Source organism: Nonomuraea insulae, assembly GCF_042656245.1.
This window is the reverse complement of the sequence record NZ_JBHSPA010000057.1, coordinates 23022-42942: the sequence shown is the minus strand read 5'-3', so window position 1 is coordinate 42942 and position 19921 is coordinate 23022. Positions and strand designations below refer to the sequence as shown.

The following is a 19921-nucleotide window of genomic DNA, read 5'->3' as shown; positions in this document are numbered from 1 at the left end:
TCCCGGGCCGCCGCCGTGTCAGCGCCTCCCGGGCCGGGCACGTCATCCGCGTCGCGGGGGCGGGCGTCGCGGGTGACTTCCGCTGCCTGGAGGGGGATACAGCAGAGATGACCTTTCATGTCGATTCCGAGGTGGGGCGGCTGCGCCAGGTCCTGGTGCACAAGCCCGACCTGGCGCTGAAGCGGCTGACCCCGACCAGCAAGGACGCCTTCCTCTTCGACGACGTGCTGTGGGTGCAGCGGGCGATCGAGGAGCACGAGGAGTTCCAGCAGGTGCTCACCGACCGGGGCGTACGCGTCCACGAGCTGGCCGACCTGCTCAAGGAGACGGTCGACATCCCCGAGGCCCGCAAACACATCCTCGACGCGGTCATCGACGAGCGCTGGCTCGGCCCCGTCGCCATCGACGACGTGCGCAACACGCTCGACGGGCTGGACTCGGCGACGCTGCAGCTGTACCTGACCGGCGGCATCACCAAGCGCGAGCTGGTCGCGATGGGCTGCGACCCCAAGGCGCTGACCTTCCACACCACGGCCGACGACGACTTCGTGCTGCCGCCCCTGCCCAACCACCTGTTCACGCGCGACACGTCCTGCTGGATCTACGACGGCGTGTCGATCAACGCGATGAAGAAGAAGGCCCGGATGCGGGAGACGGTCAACATGGAGGCCGTCTACATGTACCACCCGACGTTCGCCGGCGGCTACAACCGTCCTGGGCAGGGCGGCTACCACTGCTGGATGCCCGGCCAGTCGGTGGCGCCGGCCACCATGGAGGGCGGCGACGTGCTGGTCATCGGCCGGGGGGTGGTGCTGATCGGGATGAGCGAGCGCACCCAGCCGCAGGCGGTGGAGATGCTGGCGCAGCGGCTGTTCAGGGCCGGCTCGGCGCGGCGGATCGTGGCGCTCGACATGCCGAAGGCGCGGGCGTTCATGCATCTGGACACGGTGATGACCATGCTGGACGTGGGGGTGTTCACCAAGTACGCGGGCCTGGGCATGTTGCCGGCGTACACGATCGAACCTGGGGAGACCTCCAAGGAGCTCACGGTCACCGACCACCCGCCGGAGGACATGCACAAGGCGATCGCGCACGCCCTGGACCTGCCGGACATAACGGTCCTGACACCCACCCAGGACGTGTACGCGGCCGAGCGGGAGCAGTGGGACGACGGCTGCAACGGGCTGGCGCTGGAGCCCGGCGTGGTGGTGGCCTACGAGCGCAACGCCACCACCAACAACCACCTGCGCGACAACGGCATCGAGGTGATCACGATCAGGGGCAGCGAGCTCGGCCGGGGACGCGGCGGGCCGCGGTGCATGAGCTGCCCGCTCGAGCGTGACGCCGTCTAAGGGGACCTTTTCCGATGGCTTTCAACCTGCGCAACCGCAGTTTCCTCAAGGAGCTGGACTTCACACCCGGGGAGTTCGGCTTCCTGCTGCGGCTGTCGGCCGAGCTGAAAGCCGCCAAGTACGCCGGGGTCGAGCGGCGGCGGCTCCGGGGCAAGAACATCGCGCTGATCTTCGAGAAGACCTCCACCCGCACCCGCTGCGCCTTCGAGGTGGCGGCCCACGACCAGGGGGCGCACGTCACCTACCTCGACCCGGCCGGCTCCCAGATCGGGCACAAGGAGTCGGTCGGGGACACCGCGCGGGTGCTGGGCCGGATGTTCGACGGGATCGAGTACCGCGGGCGCGCGCAGGCGTACGTCGAGGAGCTGGCGGCGCTGTCGGGGGTGCCGGTGTGGAACGGCCTGACCGACGAGTGGCACCCGACGCAGATGCTGGCCGACATGCTCACCATGCGCGAGCACGGCGACCGGTCGCTGCGTGAGGTGTCCTTCGCCTACCTGGGCGACGCGCGCAACAACATGGGGCACTCGCTGCTGGTGACGGGGGCGATGTTCGGCATGGACGTGCGGCTGGTCGCGCCCCGGGCGTTGTGGCCCGATCCGGACCTGGTGGTCAAGCCCGCCGAGCGGCTGGCGGCTGGCACCGGCGCCAGGATCACCGTCACCTCCGACGTGAACAAGGGCGTCAAAGGGGTGGACTTCCTCTACACCGACGTGTGGGTGTCGATGGGCGAGCCGGCCGAGGTGTGGGACGAGCGGATCAAGCTGCTGCTGCCTTACCAGGTGAACGACGCCGTGGTGAAGGCCACCGGCAACCCGTCGGTGAAGTTCATGCACTGCCTGCCCGCCTTCCACAACCGGGCGACGGAGATCGGGCGCGACATCTACGACAAGACCGGGCTCGACGCGCTGGAGGTGACCGAGAGCGTCTTCGAGTCGCCGCGCTCGATCGTCTTCGACCAGGCCGAGAACCGGCTGCACACCATCAAGGCCATCATGGTCGCGACCTTGGGAGACTGACATGCGGGTCATCGTGGCGCTGGGCGGCAACGCGGTGCTCAGGCGCGGCCAGCGGCCGGACGCCGACGTGCAGGTGGCCAACGTGCGGACCGCCGTCAGGACGCTCGCCCGGCTCGCGGCCGAGCACGAGCTGGTCATCACCCACGGGAACGGGCCCCAGGTCGGCATGCTGGCCATGCAGAGCGCCGCCGACCCCGGCCTGACCAGGCCCTACCCGTTCGACGCGCTCGGCGCGCAGACGCAGGGCCTGCTCGGCTACTGGATGCAGCAGGCCCTGCAGAACGCGCTGCCCGGCAGGCAGGTGCTGGCCATGGTCACGCAGACGCTGGTGACGGCCGTGGACCCGGCCTTCGAGCAGCCGTCCAAGTTCGTCGGCCAGGTCTACGAGCGGGAGGAGGCCGAGAAGCTGGCCGCCGAGCGCGGCTGGAGCGTGGCGCAGGACGGCCGGCACTGGCGGCGCGTCGTGCCCTCCCCCGCCCCGCAGCGCGTGGTGGAGACGCGGCTGATCCGCCGGATGATGGGCGAGGGCGTGATCGTGATCTGCGCGGGCGGCGGCGGCATCCCCGTCGTACGCGACGAGCGCGGCCGGCTGGCCGGCGTCGAGGCCGTCGTGGACAAGGACCTGACCACCTCGATGCTGGCCGAGGCCCTCGACTGCGACGCGTTCCTCAGCCTGACCGACGTGCCGCGCGTCATGCGCGACTTCGGCACCCCTGACGAAAGTGAGATCGCCCACACCACGCCGCACGAGCTTCGGGCCCTCGACTTCCCCGCCGGGTCGATGGGGCCGAAGGTGGCGGCCGTCTGCCGGTTCGTGGAGACCACCGGCGACATGGCCGCCATCGGGAAGCTGGACGAGGCCGAACGCATACTCGGCGGCTCAGCGGGAACCATCGTCACACCCAACGGCAGGTGGCCGCTGACGAGCACGCTGTAGGGGGTGTCACATGGCACTGGCCGGGCGGCTCTTCCGTACCAAGCCCACCGAGCTCATCGTGGCAGAGGGCGGGCACGGCGAGGGTGGTGAGCTGCGGCGCACGATGTCGCTGTGGCAGCTCACGCTGTTCAGCGTCGGCGCGACGCTGGGCACGGGGATCTTCGTCATCCTCGGGCAGGCGGTGCCCAAGGCGGGGCCCGCGGTGGTGGTGGCGTTCGCGCTGGCGGCGATCACGGCGCTGTTCTCGGCTCTGTCGTACGCCGAGCTGGCCGGGACGATCCCGGTGTCCGGATCGTCCTACTCCTACGCGTACGCGACGCTGGGCGAGCTCGTGGCCTGGATCTGCGGCTGGTGTCTCATGCTGGAGTACGCCGTCTCCGTCGCGGCCGTGGCCGTCGGCTGGGGCGAATACCTCAACTCGTTCCTGAACTCCCTGTTCGGCTTCACGCTGCCCGACGCGATCACCCGCTCCCCCGGCCAGGACGGCGGCGTGGTCAACCTCACCGCGATCGTCATCGTGGCGCTGGCCACCTGGCTGCTGCTGTACGGGGCCTCCGAGAGCGCCACGGCCAACGCCTTCTTCGTGCTCATCAAGATCGCGGTGCTGCTGTTCTTCTGCGTGGTGACGTTCACGGCCTTCCGCGCCGGGAACCTGTCCCCCTTCGCCCCTCTGGGGGTCGCCGGCATCACGGCCGCGGCCTCGCAGGTGTTCTTCTCCTACATCGGCTTCGACGCCGCCTCCACGGCCGGCGAGGAGGCCAAGAACCCCAAGCGCGACCTGCCGCTGGCGATCATCCTGTCCCTGGCCATCGTGACGGTCGTCTACGTGCTCGTCGCCCTGGCCGCCGTCGGCGCCATGCCGTGGACCGACTTCGACCCGCAGAACACCGAGGCGAGCCTTTCGTACGTCGCCAACCTCGCCGTCGGCGCCACCTGGCCCGGCCTCATCGTCTCCTTCGGCGCGGTCATCGCCATCGCCAGCGTCGTGCTGACCGTCATCTACGGCCAGACCCGCATCTTGTTCGCGATGTCCCGCGACGGGCTCATTCCCCGCATCTTCCAGCGGGTCAACCCGCGCCGGCAGGTGCCCGTCGCCAACACCCTCATCGTGTTCGCGTTCATCTCCGTGCTGGCCGGGCTGGTGCCGCTGGGACAGCTCGCCGAGGCGACCAGCATCGGCACGCTGTTCGCCTTCGCCATCGTCAACGTCGGCGTGCTCGTGCTGCGCTACCGCAGCCCCGAGCTGCCGCGCAGCTTCCGCACGCCGCTTTTCCCCGCCACTCCGGTGCTCGGCGCGATCCTGTGCGTCGTGGTCATGGCGGGACTGGCCGGGGTCACCTGGCTGGCCTTCGGGTTGTGGATGCTCGTCGGCCTGATCTGCTATTTCCTGTACGGCTATGGCCATTCCCGGCTGAATGCCGAGGTGCGCTGAAAATGAAGCTCGACAACGTGCTGGCCGGATACGTCCCCGGGCCCCGGGGGCGGGATGGGCTGGCGCTGGCCGTACTGGTCAGGAATCAGGCGCACGCGCGCCTGACGGTGGCGACCGTGCAGCCGCCCGCCGCCTCCACGCCGGGGCCCGCCAGGGCCGAGGAGAGCGTGTGGCGCGCCTACCTGCGCGAGCAGGCCGACGCGGCGCTCGCCCAGGCCCGCGAGCTGGCCGGCGACGAGGCCGACTACGTCAGGCACACCCATCGGGGCAGCGGGCGCGGGCTGGTGGAGCTGGCGCGCAAGCGCGCCGCCGACCTCGTGGTGATCGGCTCGGCCCCGGGCGGTGGCAGGGGGCGCATCGCGGTGGGCAGCACCGCGGACCAGCTCCTGCACTCCTCCTCCGTTCCCGTCCTGCTCGCGCCACGCGGCTACGGCGAGGAGCCGCCCGCCGCCTTCGACCGCCTCACCGTCGCCTACCGCCGCGGCCCAGGATGCGACGCCGCGGTCAAGGACGCGGCCAGGACGGCCGCGGCGCTCGACGTGCCCCTGCGGCTGGTCACGCTCGTGGTCAGCAGCGGCAGGCGGGCCAGGATCGAGGAAGAGATGCTCCTGCGCCTGCGCGACCAGGCCGCGGCCGATCTGCGCGTCGCGGTGCGGGGGCAGCGGCGGCGCTCGCCCGTGGAGGTCGAGGTGCTGGAGGGCCGCAACGTGGCTCAGGCTCTCGGCGCGACCTCATGGCTTCCCGGTGAGATGATCATATGCGCTTCCAGCGACACCGGGCCACTCAGGCGGGTCTTTCTCGGCGACACCTCGATAAAGATCGTCAGGGCTTCGACCTGCCCTGTCCTGATTCTCACCCGCCAGCCCTGACCGGCGCGGATATCCTCGTCAAACTCTGACGAAGTACTGTTACCAGCGCGACATGAGGGGCGTTTGTGGCGTTCCCTACCGGACCGGATTCGGCATCTTTTTTCCAATCAGCTTGACCTACGGCGTCCACCCCTTTACCGTCACTGTGCGTAACCACACCGCGTGGCGTTCTGGGGTAAACCCAGGGCCATGGCTACCGATGGTGCCGAGCCTGGCACCAGACCCCCCGGTGGCCCGGGCATACGCCGCAAGGGAGCACAATCTACTGAGAGCGCTACATACGAGAGCCGGGGGGCCACACGATGCCGTCTGAGTACGCAAAGTCGCTGGGTGCACGACTCCGCGCCATCCGCACCCAGCAGGGGCTGTCCCTGCACGGAGTCGAAGAGAAGTCGCGTGGCAGGTGGAAAGCCGTAGTCGTTGGCTCTTATGAGCGCGGCGACCGAGCGGTGACCGTGCAGAAGCTTGCCGAGCTTGCCGACTTCTATGGGGTTCCGGTTTCCGAGCTGCTGCCGGGCGGAGCCGCCCCCAGTCCGCTCGGGCCGACGCCCAAGCTGGTGATCGACCTGGAGCGCCTGGCCACTCTGCCGAAGGAGAAGGCAGGCGCACTGGCCCGGTACGCGGCCACCATCCAGAGCCAGCGCGGAGACTACAACGGCAAGGTGCTGTCGATCCGCCAGGAGGACCTGCGCTCCCTGGCCGTGATCTATGACAAGTCGCCGAGCGAGCTGACCGAGGAGCTCATCAGCTGGGGCGTTCTCGACGCGGAGGCCCGCCGGGCCGTCGAGTCGTTCTGAGACCGTCCTTGAGGTTGTTCCGGCCTCAGGCCGTCGGTTCCGCGCCGGTCTGAGGTCGCCTGTTTTGAGGTCTTGAGGTCACCCGCCCAACGCCAAGGGGCCCGCCGCACACCGGCGGGCCCTTCGGCATCTTGAGGTCACCCGCTCAACGCCAAGAGGCCCGCCGTGCACCGGCGGGCCCTTCGGCATCTCCGGTCCCCGCCCCTGGGGCACCTCCCCGTGTGGCGCGCCCTTTGCCATCTCCGCCCGCCCCACCCAGGGCAGCGCCCCACACGCCGAGCCGGCGCGGCAGCCGATGCCGCATGTGCTCCCACCCGGCGACCCATGGCGCCAGTGCGGCGGGGGCGTCGCATCGTGACGCTCGACCGCAAGGGGCATCGCGAAGGCTCTGAGCCCGCGCGCGTGCGGGGCCATCTGAGCCCAGCGCGCGTGCAGGCCATAGGCGGAAGGCTGGGCTGGCGCGTGTACGGGCCATGGACGGGAGGCTGGGCTGGCGCGTGTACGGGCCATGGACGGGAGGCTGGGCCCGGTTGCACCTGTGGGCCACGTGCGTGGTGCCGGGCCCCACATGCGCATGCTGTGGTCACGCGCGCAGGGGCGAGCCGACGCGCGTCCTGGGTCACATGCCCGATGCCGGGATGCGTGCTGAGCGGCATGGCCTGCCTCCGAGCCCGGCGTGCCACCCCAGCCCGGGGCGGTGACGTTCAGCAGAGCGGTGTAATTTCGCACCCGCTCAGCGATGTTTGCCGAGGTAGGCATCGCGCGACGAGATCGTTGATCCACCACTCGGCGGGACACCACCCCCGGGGCGCCTCCAAGCCCGGGATACCACCCAACCGGGATGCCACCGGGCGCGAGACGTCGCCGGGCGCGAGACGTCGCCGGGCGCGAGACGTCGCCGCAGGCGGCCGTGGATGGCCTGGGCGGGCGAACGAACTGCGCGGGCCTAGGGCAGCCCAAGACCCTTGGCGCCGGACGTCGTCGAGGCCGACCACGAGCAAGCGGGCATGCGTCCAGAACCGGCACACCCTGTGGGCGTGGCGGCGGCCCGCCGGGCGTTCAGCGCGAGCATGGCGCCGAGACCGCCCTTGGACGGCCTTGCCCAGCCCAAAGACGGCCTTGCCCGACCGAGCGGCGGAGTGGTCAGGCCGGAGAGCGGCCATGCCCCGACTAAGAGACGGGATGTGGTCCGGCCCAAGAACGGCCCTGCCCGGCCGATGGGCCCGACGGTCCGACCGAGGGGCGGGGCTGCCCGGCCGGAGGGCGGCATTGCCCGACCGAGGGGCAGGGTTGCCCGACCTAGGGGCAGGACGGTCTGGCCGAGGGGCAGGGTTGCCCGACCTAGGGGCAGGACGGTCTGGCCGAGGGGCAGGGTTGCCCGACCTAGGGGCAGGACGGTCTGGCCGAGGGGCGGGGCTGTCCGGCCGGAGGGCGGTCTTGCCGACCGAGAGACGGGATGTGGTTCGGCCCATGAACGGCCTTGCCTGGCCGATGGGCGCGGCGGTCCGACCGAGGGGCAGGGCCATCCGGCCGGAGGGCGGCATTGCCCGACCGAGGGGGCAGGGTTGCCCGACCTAGGGGCAGGACGGTCTGGACGAGGGGCAGGGTGGTCTTGCCTGAGGGCGGATTTGCCTGGCCCAAGGGTGGGTGGGTTGGGGGTTAGCCTGCCAGGGGCACGTCCACCGGCAGTTGGGGCTGTCCTGGGACCCCCAGGAGGTCTTCGACCGTGGCGACGAAGGTCTCCGCCTCGGCGAGGATCTCGTCGGCGTCCGCCGCGCTGATCCGGCGCACCATGCCCGCCTCAGCGGCGGCGCGCTTGTCGGCGGTCTGGGCGAAGTAGGCGGCCCATTCCGTCAGGTGCGGCTCCGCCTCGGGCAGCAGCTCCCAGGCGCTGCGCAGGCGGCGCCTGCGGCCCTCCATGGGGCGGGGACGAGCGGCCAGCATCGCCGCCGCCGCTCGCAGAGCCGCCAGGTGAGCGGCCACATATCGGGATGCCGGGGTGCGAGCGCCGGTCGCCTCCGCCAGGCAGGAACGTGAATCGGTCAGGTGTGCCCGAACCGCAGGGGACAGCCGGGGCCCGGGTGTGTCTCTAGGCCGTGGTGCCATCTTGCGCGCCTCCTTGGAGTCGTGGGCGGCGGCCGGCGTCTCCGCCAGTGGAGCCAACAATCGCAGACGCCACCGACATTTCCGCCGGGCAGGCCGGACGAGGAGCTTCCCCTTCTCCCCGCCCGGCCAGGGCACGCCCACTCGTCTCCGCCGACGACGAGGACGCACCCTTCGCCCGAGGGCCTGGCCGTGGGTGTCGCTTGGGGAAGCAACGGCCCGCGACCAGGTCCTGGTGACGTTGAGCCGCGAGCCCCACCGTCACATGGTCGAACATAATTTCGATCACGCTCGGTGTCAACTGGTTCCACGAACATAGGTTCGATGACCATGGAGGGAAAGGATCGGCACGCGGCGAAGCCTCCGCCGTACACCTGAAAGATCGAACGCGCGAAGGCCGAATGCGTGAAGGCCCGCACACGCCGAGACCCGCCGCGCACGCCGAGGCCCGCACACGCCGAGACCCGCCGCGCACGCCGAGGCCCGCACACGCCAAGGCCCGCCGCGCACGCTGAAGCCCGCACACGCGGAGGCCCACCGCACACGCTGAAGCCCGCACACGCCGAGCCCCGCACGCGCTGAAGCGCGCACTCACGGAAACCGTACGCACGGAGCACCCGGACGCGCGGAAGAGGCGCACGCGCCGAAGTGGCCGTGCGCATGAAAGAGCCGCCGCCGCGGGAATCGGGATCGCGGCGACGGCGAGGTGGTGCGTCAGGGGGGTGTCAAAGGCACTGCGAACGTCACTCCACCGAGATGGCCCCGGACGGGCAAAGGGTCACGGCGCGGCGTACGGCCTCCTCCAGCTCCTGCGGTGGCACGTCCTGCAGAAGTACGACCGTGCCCTCCTCCTCGCTCTGATCGAACACTTTCGGCACCGTCAGCGCGCACATGCCCGCCCCGATGCACACCGATTCATCTGCCTTGATTTTCATCGGAACCTACCAAGTGACAGGGAGGCGGTGCACTCCATAGATGCTCATGTCTGAGCGCATCGGCACCTCCTCGGGTGTTACCGCCAAGCGTAGGCCAGGCAGCCGGCGCAGCAGCGCAGGGTAGGCGATGCGCATTTCGGCGCGGGCGAGCTGCTGGCCGAGGCACTGGTGGATGCCGTGGCCGAAGGTCAGGTGCCCGCCGGCGGGCCGGGTGAGGTCGAGCCGGTCGCCGTCGGGGAAGCGGGAGGCGTCGCGGTTGGTGGCGGGCAGGTGGATGGCGACGTTCTCGCCCGCCTTGATCGAGACGCCCTGGATCTCCGTGTCCTCCAGCGCGGCGCGGATCGGCCCGAGGTGGATGATCGTGAGGTAGCGCAGCAGTTCCTCGACGCCGTTGTCCACCGCCGAGGGGTCGTCGCGCATGAGGGCGAGCTGGTCGGGGTTGGCGAGCAGCGCGTACGTGCCCAGCCCCAGCATGTTGGCGGTCGTCTCGTGCCCGGCGATCAGCAGCAGGACCCCGACCCCGGCGAGCTCCTCGTCGTTCAGCTCTCCGCTCTCGACGAGCCCGCTGAGCAGGTCGTCGGCCGGTTCCTTGCGCTTACGCTGGATGAGTCCGCCCAGGTACGCCCAGACCCGCTGGATCGCCGCCAGGGCGTCGTCGGCCTTGGTCTCGAGGTTGACCAGGATCTTGGAGTCCTCCTGGAACTGCGCACGATCCTCGTACGGCACCCCGAGCAGCTCGCAGATCACCAGTGACGGGATGGGCAGCGCGAACGCCTGTACGAGGTCCACAGGCCCGTCCGCGGCCTCCATCGCGTCCAGGCAGGCGTTGGTGATCTCCTCGATCCTGGGTTCGAGCAGTTTCATCCTGCGTACCGTGAACTGCCCCGTCAGCAGCTTGCGGAAGCGCGTGTGCTCGGGGGCGTCCATGCGCAGGAAGAACCCGGGCGGGACCCCGAGCGCATTCCGCTTGACGAACTCCTTCCTGGCCGGGATCAGCGGGTGCGCCTGTTCGGGCCGGTTGCTGAAGTGCGGGCTCGCCAGGATCTCGCGGGCGGCCGCGTAACCGGTGACGAGCCAGCCCTGGTGGTCGTCGGCGAAGGTCAGGCGGTGCATCTCCCCCTCTTGCCGCAGTGAGGTGACCTCGTCCGGCGGGTCGAGCGGGCGCTGGCGGACGGTGGGCAGGGTCAGTTCGGACATGTTCCGGCTCCTTTCCGAGCTCCATCTCCAGAAAACAGCAGCCGATGCAAAATTTCAATGGATGAAAAGAGTCAGCTCATGAACTATAGTGCCGCCATGGTGGGACTGCGGGAGCGCAAGAAGCAGCGCACGCGCCGAGCGCTGATCGAGGCGGCGCTCCGGCTGTTCGGGGAGAAGGGTTTCGAGCAGACCACGCTCGCGGAGATCGCGGCGCAGGCCGACGTCTCCACGCGCACGTTCTTCAGCTACTTCGCCAGCAAGGAGGACGTGGTCTTCTACGACTCCGAGGCCCGGGTGGAGCTGGCGGTGGCGACCATCGCGACCAGGATGCCGGACGAGCCGGTGATCGACCTGCTGCTGCGGGTCATCAACGAGAGCATCGAGTACATGTCCTCGAACGAGGGCCTCACGTTCGAGGACACGGCGCTGCGGGTGAGCCTCCTGCAGACGGAGCCGGCGCTGCAGGCCAGGGCGCTGATGCTGCTGTTCGACAGCCAGCTCAGACTGGCCACGGCGCTCCACGAGAGCTACCGCGACCGGCTGACCCTGGCCGAGGCGGGAGCGGCGGTGGGGGCGCTGGTCGGGGCGGTCAAGCTGGCGGTGATGGCGAACATGCGCAACGAGCGTTCGCTGCAGGACATCTGGGAGACCGCCCGGCGCGCCACCGAGGTGGCGGTGTCCGGTCTGCGTTCGCTCGGTTAGCCTGATTCGCGGCTCTTTGAGAGGCTGTCCCCCGGAAACCCGGAACCCGGAGTGGTGAGGAGAGCGGATGGCGGGGAGAGCTCGGCCGGTCGGCCTCGTCCTGCTGGCCCTGGGGCCTGTCCTGGTGGCGGCGTACGCGGGGGCCGGCTATCTGGCCGTCCGCAGGGGGGTGCGCGCCCAGGTCTCGGACCCCGGATGGCCGGGCGGCATGATCGACGCCTCGGGGATGACCACGCTCGGGGTGGACAGCTGGCGCCTGACCTGGTGGACCGCTCTCTTCGTCGGCGTGGTGGCGCTGGCCTACGCGGTCATGGGGATGCTGTTACGGCGTGGCCGGGGCCGGACGCCCCTGCTGGTGATCTCGGGTGTCCTCATCCTCCCGTACTCGCTGGGGTTCCTCATCGCGCTGATCAACCCCGTCAGGGGCTTGGCGGCCCTGTCCGACTCCCCCGAGTTCCTTTCCGGCCTGCCCCCATGGCAATCCGCCCTGGCCTACCTCCTGCTCGCCGCCGGGCTGGTCCAGGCCGTCGGCATGTCCATCGCCACCGCGCAGGGCAAACGCCGGAAACCGCCCGAGGCCGCCGGCCAGGACACGGACGCGCGACCATCCCAGAGCACAGACACGCGACCGCCCGAAAGCGCGGACGCGCGGCCGTCCGAGAACGCCGGCCAGGACGCGGCAGCCGGCCCCTGAGACCGGCTCAGCCCTGTACGCCGGACTTGACGACCGCCGCGATCAGGTCGAGCACCGGCCGCGGCGCGTCCAGGAAGGCCGGCAGGTCGCTGCTCCGGGCTTCGAGCAGCCCCGCGCCGAGGTTGGCGAACGTCGAGACCGTGTGCCCCGCCCGGTACGGCTCCAGCCCCGCCAGCACCGGCCGTACCTCCCCCAGAGACACCGGCAGATACTCAACCGGCTGCCCCAGCACCTCCCCCAGCACCCCGGCCAGCTCACGCCCGCCGACCGCGCTCACGCCCTCCAGCTCGTACGTCCTGCCCGCGTGCCGCCGGCTCCCGCCCGCCACCACGTCGTGCCACGCCTCGGCCGCCACGCGCACGGCCACGGCGGCCAGGTCCTCCCTGGCGACCACCGACATCCGTCCCTGCCCGAACGGCGCCGCGAACACCCCGCTCTCCGCCGCGCCCGCGGCCCCGACCAGCGCCAGATCGGCCGGCAGCTCGGCGTACAGGCCGTTGCGCAGCACCGTGACGTCGAACGGCGCCTCGGCCAGCCGCGCCTCGGTCCACCGGTGCGCGAGGGCGATCGTCAGGTGCTCGCCCGACCCGGCCAGGCTGGTGTAGATCACGTGCTCGACGCCCGCCCCGGCCGCCGCCCGTACGACCGCGCCGTGGCGGGCCAGCACGACGTCGTCCTCGGCGTACCCGGCCGACACGAACACCAGCACCCGCGCCCCCTCGAACGCCCGCTCCAGCGTGTCCGGCCGGTCGAAGTCGGCGTGCCGAACCTGCGCGCCGTCGCCGGAGCTGCTCGCCCCGGCCACCTCCAGCTCGTCCAAGTCCCTCAGACCGGCCAGGATCGAACCGCCCAGCGCTCCGGACACACCCGTGACCACGATCATCGTCATCCCCCTCTACTGTGGTTCTGCCAGGTGACAGCATGGGCGCCGGCCGGCGCTCGCCGTAAGGAGGCACTCTCATGTCAGTCGCGCACACCGAGGTAACCTCCCAGGCCGACGGCCCTTGCGGGGACGACGACTGCGGAATCCGCGACGTGCTCGACCGCATCGGCGACAAGTGGACGGTGCTGGTGCTGGTGGAGCTGGCCAAGGGGGTGCGGCGGTTCAGGGAGTTGGAGCGGGCGATTCCCGGCATCTCGCAGCGCATGCTGACGCTGACGACGCGGCGGTTGTGCCGGGACGGGCTGGTGGAGCGCACGGCGTACGCGACGATTCCGCCGCAGGTCGACTACCGGCTGACGCCGATGGGCAGCAGCCTCGCCGAGGCCGTGCGGCGGCTGGCGGACTGGTCACGTGACCACAAGGACGCCATGGAGGACGCCCGCGCCCGCTGGGACACCGCGGAGGGCTAGCCGCGCCTGAACTTGCCCCTGACGTGCACCGGCACGCCCTTGCCGAGCAGCTTGGGCAGGGCCTGGGCCACGTTCATCGGCATGCGCACGCACCCGTGGGAGGCCGGGTAGAGCGGCACCGACAGCGCGCCGTGCAGGGCGATGCCGCCGTTGAAGAAGATCGGGTTGTACAGCTCGCCGAGGTAGGACTTGTGCCAGCCGCTCGCGCGCCACGTCGTGCGGTAGTTGCCGGTCGGAGTGCCGGCCGAGCCGCAGAAGCGCTGCTCCTTGCCCTGCCAGGTGGCGGTCTCGCAGTAGGGGATGCCGCTGCCCGAGGACACGTGGGTGATCAGCTTCTGCTCGCCGTCCACGTACAGGACCATGATCTGCTTGGTCAGGTTGACCTCGGCGCGGGTGGGCTTGCCGTTCTTGACCAGGACCTTGGGCGCCTTCGGCGCCTCCAGGGCCGCCCAGGTGCGCCTGGCGACGGTGCTGGTCGGCCTGATGTCGTTGACCTTCTGGAACGCCCACACGGCCGTCAGCGTCGTGCCGCCGTACTGGCCGTCCACCTTGCCCGGCCGATAGCCGAGCTCGATCAGCCGCTCCTGCAGCCAGGTGACGGACTTGCCCTTGGCGCCCAGCTTGAGCGTCTTTCGCGGAGCCGTGACGGGTTCGGCGGCGGCCGGGCCGGTCTGGCCGGCGGCGGCGGTGCGCGTGGCGGCGGGTGTGGGAGCGAGGGTGGCGGCGGGCGTGGCGGCGGCCTCAGGACTCTGGTGCGCCTGCGTCCCGCAACCTGAGAGGACGACCGCGCCGGCCGTCAGGAGAGCTGCTATCCCGGGCAGACGTGGAGCCCCCACGTGTACCACCTCTCATCACTTAAAGAATAGATCAGAGGACCATACACCACTCACCATGAATGGGTAATCAAGCCGTCAACCTGTTTAGAGTGTCTCCATGTCTGAGAAGTTGCCGAGCAATGCCCTTGTCGTACAGTCCGCGTTGCGCGAACAAGGAGTGAGCGGCGAGATCGTCGTCCTGCCGGAGAAGGCGCCCACCGCCGCGACGGCGGCGGCCCAGGTCGGGTGCGAGGTCGGCGCGATCGCCAACAGCCTGATCTTCGACGCGGACGGGGCGCCGCTGCTGGTGCTGACCAGCGGCGCGCACCGCGTGGACGTCGAGCTGATCGCCCGCACGGCGGGCGTTGAGCGGGTACGCCGGGCGACGCCGGAGTTCGTACGCGCCGCCACCGGTCAGCCCATCGGCGGCGTGGCCCCCGTCGGGCATCCCGCGCCCGTGCGCACCCTGGTGGACAACTGGCTGGGCAAGCACGAGGTGGTGTGGGCGGCCGGTGGGCATCCGCTCACGGTGTTCCCGACGACGTTCGACGAGCTCGTGCGCATCACCGGGGGTAGGCCGGTTGACGTCGAGTAGTGTGCGACGGGTGATCGAGTTTCGCGGAGCCGGGCCGGCCGAGTTCACCGAGCGGCTTGAGACTGTGATCGGCATTTACACGGCGGCGATGAACCCGCCGGAGGACCAGATCACCGGCCGCAAGACCATCATGCGAAATCACGGGACATATCCCCATTTCCAGTGTTATTTCGCAGAAATGCGTGATTCATCCCCCGATGCGCTGGAACCCCGAACTGTCGGATTCGCGTACGGATTCCGGGGCGCGCCCGGGCAGTGGTGGCACGACGTCGTCTCCAGGGGCCTGTCGGGCCAGTTGGGCCAGCCGGCGGCCGAGGCCTGGATGGGCTACGCGTTCGAGCTCGCCGAGATCCACGTGCACCCCGACTACCAGGGCAAGGGCATCGGCCGCGCCATGATCAGCACGCTGTGCGCCGGCCGCCGCGAGCGCTCCGCGGTGCTGTCCACCCATGACCGGCCCACGGCCGCCCGCCACCTCTACGCCAGCATGGGCTTCCATGACCTGCTGACGGCGTTCGTCTTCCCGGGCGGCCACGAGGAGTACGCGATCGCGGGCCGCCCCCTGCCCCTGACCTGAGGGTTTATCGGGCATGATCGTGGGGCAACTTTCATTACAGAAAGTAGCCGACCCTTTACCGACCGACCGGAGTTCCCTGCCCGTCACCCGCCCGGTCCCCCTGCGGGCGGATGGCGGGCTTCCCTTCGCCTCAGGCCGACTGGGGCACCCGCTCCAGCCGCTGGAACACCTCACGCGACGCGCTCGAGTGGTTGAACGTGATGAAGTGGATCCCCGGCGCGCCCTCGTCGAGCAGCCGCTGGCACATCGCGACCCCGTGCTCGATGCCCAGCCGCCGCACCGCCGCCGGGTCGTCCTTGACGGCCTCGAACCGGGCCGCCAGGGCCGGCGGGAACGGCGCCCCGGAAAGCTGCTCGGAGCGCGCGATGGTGCCCATCCGGGTGACCGGCATGACGCACGGGATGATCGGCGTCTGACCGCCCCTGGCCGCCACCCGGTCGCGCAGCTTCAGGTAGTCCTCCGCCTCGAAGAACATCTGCGTGATCGCGTAGTCGGCGCCCGCCTCGCACTTGCGTACGAAGTAGTCGGTGTCGGACTCGATGGACGGCGAGCGCGGGTGCTTGTAGGGGAAGGCCGCCACGCCGACGCAGAAGTCACCCACCTGCCTGATCAGGCGCACGAGGTCTTCGGCGTAGAGCACACCCTCAGGGTGTTGCACCCACTCGGCGGTCGGGTCACCCGGCGGGTCGCCGCGCACCGCCAGCATGTTGCGCACGCCGGCGTCCGCGAAGCGGCCCACGAGGTGGCGCAGCTCGCGGATCGAGTGGTTGACCGCGGTGAAATGCGCCACAGGCGTGAGCGTGGTGTCGTGGGCGATCCGCTCGACGATGTCGACCGTGCGGTCGCGGGTGGTGCCGCCGGCGCCGTACGTCACCGACACGAAGGTCGGACGCAACGACTCCAGCTCTCTGATCGCACGCCAGAGCTGCCGCTCGCCCTCGTCGTTCTTCGGGGGCATGAACTCGAACGAGAACGATCGGCCACCGGCCGCGAGCAAGTCGCGGACTGTGGGGACACGTTCCGGACGGATGGGGGATCGACCAAGCGCCATGGACCAAGGCTACCGCCACATCTCCCAGACCAGCGGGTCAGAGCGGCACCTGGAGATCCGCACCCTTGCCCACGGCCATTAGTCTCATGGCATGACCACTGACGCCGCCGGCCTGGACACCCTGCGCACGCAGGTGGAGCGTGCCCTCGGAGAGTTCGTCGAAGGACAGCTGCCCGCCGGCGGCGATCCCGAGTTCGCGCCGCTGCGCATGGCGGCCGACGCGCTGCTGTCCGGGGGCAAGCGGCTGCGGCCGGCCTTCTGCTACTGGGGCTGGCGCGGCGCCGGGGGCACCGACGTGCCGGGCATCTTCACCGCCGCCGCCTCGCTGGAGCTGCTGCAGGCCAGCGCGCTGGTGCACGACGACGTGATGGACAAGAGCGACCTGCGCAGGGGCATGCCGTCCGCGCACCGCCGCTTCCAGGCGATGCACGAGAAGGCCGGCTGGCACGGCTCGGCGCGGCAGTTCGGCGAGGGCGCGGCCATCCTGCTGGGCAACCTGCTGCTGATCTGGTCGGGCGAGATGTGGCGGGCCAGCGGGCTGCCGCCCGAGTCGCTGGAGGCGGCCCAGCCCGTTCACGATCACATGCGCACCGAGCTGATGTGCGGGCAGTACCTCGACCTGCTGGAGCAGGCGCACGGGGAGAACACCTTCGACTCGGCCCTGCGGGTGGCGCTCTACAAGAGCGGCAAATACTCGGTGGAGCAGCCGCTCAGGCTCGGCCTCGTGCTCGCCGCCCGCGAGCTCGCGCCCTGGATGGACGACCTCTGCACCGGGTACGGCCGGCGCGTCGGGATCGCCTTCCAGCTCCGTGACGACATCCTGGGCGTCTTCGGCGACCCCGCGCAGACGGGCAAGCCCGCGGGGGACGACCTGCGGGAGGGCAAGCGCACGATGCTCGTGGCCCGCACCCTGGCCGCCGCCTCCCCCGCCGAGGCCGAGACGGTGCGGCGGCTGCTGGGGGATCCCGAGCTGGACGAACGGGGGGTGGATGCGTTGCGGCAGATCATCGACGACACCGGCGCGCTGCAGGAGTGCGAGGACCTGATCGGCGACTATCTGGGTGAGGCGCTCGCCGCCCTCGACCCGGCCCCGGTCACACCCGGCTCCCGCACGGCACTCACGGACCTGGCCATCGCCGCCACATCCCGCAAGACCTGACCCGCGCCTGGACCGCACGGACAGCGGGCAAGCCGACAGACCTTGGCTGCCGTCGTGGCATGGGAACGGCGTTGTGGGCCGAGACGCCCGCCGGGGTGGCGGGCGTCTCGGGTAGTCAGCGGGCCGACAGGCGTTTGGCGAACTCCGCCGCCGCCGCACCAGGGTCGTCGGCGTCGGTGATCGCGCGTACCACCACCACCCGGCTCGCCCCGTACGACATGACCTCGTCGAGATTGACGAGGTCGATGCCGCCGATCGCGAACCACGGCCGCGAGGAGCCCAGCGACGCCGCGTGCCGCAGCAGCGGCGGGCCGGGAGCCGGGCGGCCCGGCTTGGTGGGTGTGGGCCAGGTGGGGCCGCAGCAGAAGTAGTCGACGCCCTCCTCCACAGCCGCGGCGGAGGCCTCGGCGGAGGAGTGGGTGGACCGTCCGATGACGATGTCGTCGCCGAGTATCTCTCGCGCGACCGTCACAGGAAGGTCGTCCTGCCCCAGATGGAGCACGTCGGGCCGGGCGGCGTAGGCGATGTCCGCCCGGTCGTTGACGGCCAGCAGTTTGCCGTGCCGGTCGCAGGCGTCGCGGAAGACCTCCAGGAGCGCGAGTTCTTCGCGTGCCTCCAGGCCCTTCTCCCGCAGCTGGATGATGTCCACGCCCCCGGCCAGCACCGAATCGAGGAACTCTGCCAGATCGCCGCGGTCGCGGCGAGCGTCTGTGCAGAGATAGAGGCGGGCCTCAGAAACCGAGGGCTTGGGCACGCCGCTTGACCTCGGTATGACGGCCGGCCTTGATCGCGTCTATGGGCGATCCTGGCAGGGACTCGTCGGGGGTGAAGAGCCAGCGTAGCGACTCGACATCGTCGTAGCCGGCGTCCTGCAACACGGTAAGTGTGCCGGGCAGGCCCTTCATCACGTCCTTTCCATCGAGGAACACCGCGGGCACCTGTGGCCCGCCGCTCCCACGGCGCACGCCGAGGAGCTTGTGGTCCTTAAGGAGTTGCTTGGCCCGCCCGATCGAAAGGTCAAGGCACTTAGCCACTTCGGGGAGTGTGAGCCACTCTTCGACGAGCTGCTCGGTCTCCCGGTCGATCTGTGCAACAGAAAGCGTCACGAAACCACAACTACCACATGCCGTGCTTGCTCAAACAACACAATCTCGTAGAACGACTTGTGGATCTACCAGGCGTTCCGCGTCCAGGCGGTGTCCTGCGCCGATGATCCGGCGACCCTGGACGAGATCGCGCGGCCGGTCCACGGCGAGCACCGCGGCGAGGGTGTCGTCGGCGGTGAGCCAGACGGCCGACCACTTGCCCTCGGGTTCGCCTCGGTAGATGAGCCGGTCGCCCGCGGGATGGTGCCCGGCATATTGCACCATGTGCCCGAACTGCTCCGACCAGAAGTACGGAACCGGATCGTACACCGCATCCTCCCCCAGCAGCGTCGCGGCGGCGACCTCGGGGGCGTTGAGCGCGGTGTCCCAGTGCTCGACCCTGAGCCTGGTCCCCCAGCGGCGCGACCACCAGGCGGCGCAGTCGCCCACCGCGACCGTGTTCGGCAGCGAGGCGCGCAGGTGCTCGTCGGTGACGACGCCGTTGTGCAGGTCGATGTCGGCGTCGGCGAGCCATCCGACGGCAGGGCGTACGCCGATGCCGGTGACGACCACGTGGGCCTCGATGAACTCGCCGCCCACCAGTCGCACGCCGCCCTCGTCGACGGAGTCGACCATGGTGCCGAGCCGCAGGTCGATGCCGTCGTACCAGGGGATGGTGCGGGCACCGATCTCGGTGCCGACGGCGGTCGCGAGCGGGGTGGGGGCCGACTCGATCACCGTCACCGCGCAGCCCGCGCGGCGGGCCGCGGTGGCGACCTCCGCGCCGATCCAGCCCGCGCCGATGATCACGATGCGGGCGCCGGGGACGAGCGTGGCCCTGAGCTCGTGGGCGTCGTCGAGGGTGCGCAGGACGTGCTGAGGGCCGTCGCCCGGCAATCTGATCGGCTCGGAGCCGGTGGCGATGACCAGGCCGTCGTAGGCGACCTCGCCCTCGGTGGTCTCCACGACGCCCGCGCGCAGCGACTTGGCGCTGACGCCCGGCCAGAAGTCGACCTCCATGGCCTCGAGGTCGGTCTCGACGAAACTGGTGTCGGCATCGCCGGCCAGCACGGCCTTGGACAGGGGCGGGCGGTCGTAGGGAGGATGGCGCTCCTGGCCTATCAGGGTGATCCGGCCGGTGAATCCGCGCCCCCGCAGGGCCTCCACGGTGCGCACTCCGGCCAGGCCCGCTCCCACCACCACGACTTGGTTCACGTTGATGACGATAACGGGGGGTGTGCTTGGACGT

General features: G+C 70.4%; 21 protein-coding genes. 12 read left to right on the top strand and 9 right to left on the bottom strand.

The features are described 5' to 3' along the window. Window positions 1–107: 107 nt before the first annotated feature. The 6 genes from ACFPZ3_RS43455 (at window position 108) to bldD (ending at window position 6406) form a co-directional block, all read left to right on the top strand. Window positions 108–1352 carry an arginine deiminase gene (locus tag ACFPZ3_RS43455; RefSeq protein ID WP_379520235.1) on the top strand — a complete coding sequence of 415 codons (1245 nt, stop codon included), beginning with the start codon at window positions 108–110 and terminating at the stop codon, window positions 1350–1352. A 14-nt stretch (window positions 1353–1366) separates the two neighbouring features. Further along, on the top strand, window positions 1367–2371 hold the full coding sequence (gene argF, locus ACFPZ3_RS43450; RefSeq protein ID WP_379520234.1) for an ornithine carbamoyltransferase: 1005 nt from the start codon (window positions 1367–1369) through the stop codon (window positions 2369–2371). A gap of 1 nt (window position 2372) precedes the next feature. Further along, the gene (gene arcC, locus ACFPZ3_RS43445; RefSeq protein ID WP_379520233.1) at window positions 2373–3308 is read left to right on the top strand and encodes a carbamate kinase; all 936 of its coding nucleotides are present in this window, start codon (window positions 2373–2375) and stop codon (window positions 3306–3308) included. 10 nt (window positions 3309–3318) lie between these two features. Beyond that, window positions 3319–4740, top strand: a complete 1422-nt coding sequence (locus ACFPZ3_RS43440; protein WP_379520232.1) for an amino acid permease — start codon at window positions 3319–3321, stop codon at window positions 4738–4740. A 2-nt stretch (window positions 4741–4742) separates the two neighbouring features. Further along, complete coding sequence (locus ACFPZ3_RS43435; RefSeq protein WP_379520231.1) at window positions 4743–5609, top strand: universal stress protein; 867 nt, start codon at window positions 4743–4745, stop codon at window positions 5607–5609. A gap of 302 nt (window positions 5610–5911) precedes the next feature. Beyond that, window positions 5912–6406, top strand: a complete 495-nt coding sequence (bldD, locus tag ACFPZ3_RS43430) for a transcriptional regulator BldD (protein WP_026214021.1) — start codon at window positions 5912–5914, stop codon at window positions 6404–6406. Window positions 6407–8065: 1659 nt separating this feature from the next. Here bldD and ACFPZ3_RS43425 read toward each other — a convergent pair. The 3 genes from ACFPZ3_RS43425 to ACFPZ3_RS43415 form a co-directional block, all read right to left on the bottom strand. Next, window positions 8066–8512 (bottom strand): SAV_6107 family HEPN domain-containing protein, encoded by a 447-nt coding sequence (locus ACFPZ3_RS43425; RefSeq protein ID WP_379520391.1) that lies wholly within the window; start codon window positions 8510–8512, stop codon window positions 8066–8068. Between the two features lie 740 nt (window positions 8513–9252). Beyond that, window positions 9253–9444 carry a ferredoxin gene (locus ACFPZ3_RS43420; RefSeq protein WP_379520230.1) on the bottom strand — a complete coding sequence of 64 codons (192 nt, stop codon included), beginning with the start codon at window positions 9442–9444 and terminating at the stop codon, window positions 9253–9255. A gap of 6 nt (window positions 9445–9450) precedes the next feature. Next, window positions 9451–10641 (bottom strand): cytochrome P450, encoded by a 1191-nt coding sequence (locus ACFPZ3_RS43415; RefSeq protein ID WP_379520229.1) that lies wholly within the window; start codon window positions 10639–10641, stop codon window positions 9451–9453. 78 nt (window positions 10642–10719) lie between these two features. Between ACFPZ3_RS43415 and ACFPZ3_RS43410 the strand changes: the two genes are divergently transcribed. Continuing rightward, entirely contained in the window at window positions 10720–11343 is a 624-nt protein-coding gene (locus ACFPZ3_RS43410; protein ID WP_379520228.1) for a TetR/AcrR family transcriptional regulator, read from the top strand. Window positions 11344–11410: 67 nt separating this feature from the next. After that, window positions 11411–12037, top strand: coding sequence for a hypothetical protein (locus ACFPZ3_RS43405; RefSeq protein WP_379520227.1), 627 nt, complete (start codon window positions 11411–11413; stop codon window positions 12035–12037). 7 nt (window positions 12038–12044) lie between these two features. Here the strand turns inward: ACFPZ3_RS43405 and ACFPZ3_RS43400 are convergent, their stop codons facing one another. Beyond that, on the bottom strand, window positions 12045–12926 hold the full coding sequence (locus ACFPZ3_RS43400) for an NAD(P)H-binding protein (RefSeq protein WP_379520226.1): 882 nt from the start codon (window positions 12924–12926) through the stop codon (window positions 12045–12047). A 71-nt stretch (window positions 12927–12997) separates the two neighbouring features. On the opposite strand from ACFPZ3_RS43400, the gene ACFPZ3_RS43395 reads away from it, so the two are divergent. After that, window positions 12998–13390, top strand: coding sequence for a winged helix-turn-helix transcriptional regulator (locus ACFPZ3_RS43395; RefSeq protein ID WP_379520225.1), 393 nt, complete (start codon window positions 12998–13000; stop codon window positions 13388–13390). Here the strand turns inward: ACFPZ3_RS43395 and ACFPZ3_RS43390 are convergent. Further along, window positions 13387–14226 (bottom strand): L,D-transpeptidase family protein, encoded by an 840-nt coding sequence (locus ACFPZ3_RS43390; RefSeq protein WP_379520224.1) that lies wholly within the window; start codon window positions 14224–14226, stop codon window positions 13387–13389. The genes ACFPZ3_RS43395 and ACFPZ3_RS43390 overlap by 4 nt on opposite strands. Before the next feature lie 97 nt (window positions 14227–14323). Here ACFPZ3_RS43390 and ACFPZ3_RS43385 point away from each other — a divergent pair, with 97 nt between their 5' ends. Together ACFPZ3_RS43385 and ACFPZ3_RS43380 are read left to right on the top strand one after the other, a co-directional pair. Next, on the top strand, window positions 14324–14800 hold the full coding sequence (locus ACFPZ3_RS43385) for a YbaK/EbsC family protein (RefSeq protein WP_379520223.1): 477 nt from the start codon (window positions 14324–14326) through the stop codon (window positions 14798–14800). Between the two features lie 10 nt (window positions 14801–14810). Further along, window positions 14811–15377, top strand: a complete 567-nt coding sequence (locus tag ACFPZ3_RS43380; protein WP_379520222.1) for a GNAT family N-acetyltransferase — start codon at window positions 14811–14813, stop codon at window positions 15375–15377. A gap of 130 nt (window positions 15378–15507) precedes the next feature. Here the strand turns inward: ACFPZ3_RS43380 and metF are convergent, their stop codons facing one another. Beyond that, the gene (metF, locus tag ACFPZ3_RS43375; RefSeq protein WP_379520221.1) at window positions 15508–16428 is read right to left on the bottom strand and encodes a methylenetetrahydrofolate reductase [NAD(P)H]; all 921 of its coding nucleotides are present in this window, start codon (window positions 16426–16428) and stop codon (window positions 15508–15510) included. 91 nt (window positions 16429–16519) lie between these two features. On the opposite strand from metF, the gene ACFPZ3_RS43370 reads away from it, so the two are divergent. Further along, window positions 16520–17587 (top strand): polyprenyl synthetase family protein, encoded by a 1068-nt coding sequence (locus tag ACFPZ3_RS43370; RefSeq protein ID WP_379520220.1) that lies wholly within the window; start codon window positions 16520–16522, stop codon window positions 17585–17587. 115 nt (window positions 17588–17702) lie between these two features. Here the strand turns inward: ACFPZ3_RS43370 and thiE are convergent, their stop codons facing one another. From thiE to ACFPZ3_RS43355, 3 genes are read right to left on the bottom strand one after another with little or no spacing between them, the layout of a single operon-like run. Continuing rightward, window positions 17703–18341: a thiamine phosphate synthase gene (gene thiE, locus ACFPZ3_RS43365; protein ID WP_379520219.1), complete on the bottom strand. Its 639-nt coding sequence runs from the start codon at window positions 18339–18341 to the stop codon at window positions 17703–17705. Continuing rightward, entirely contained in the window at window positions 18319–18693 is a 375-nt protein-coding gene (locus tag ACFPZ3_RS43360) for an Rv2175c family DNA-binding protein (protein ID WP_379520218.1), read from the bottom strand. Before ACFPZ3_RS43360 ends, thiE begins: the two co-directional genes overlap by 23 nt. Window positions 18694–18723: 30 nt before the next feature. After that, on the bottom strand, window positions 18724–19887 hold the full coding sequence (locus ACFPZ3_RS43355) for an NAD(P)/FAD-dependent oxidoreductase (protein ID WP_379520217.1): 1164 nt from the start codon (window positions 19885–19887) through the stop codon (window positions 18724–18726). Between the last annotated feature and the right edge of the window lie 34 nt (window positions 19888–19921).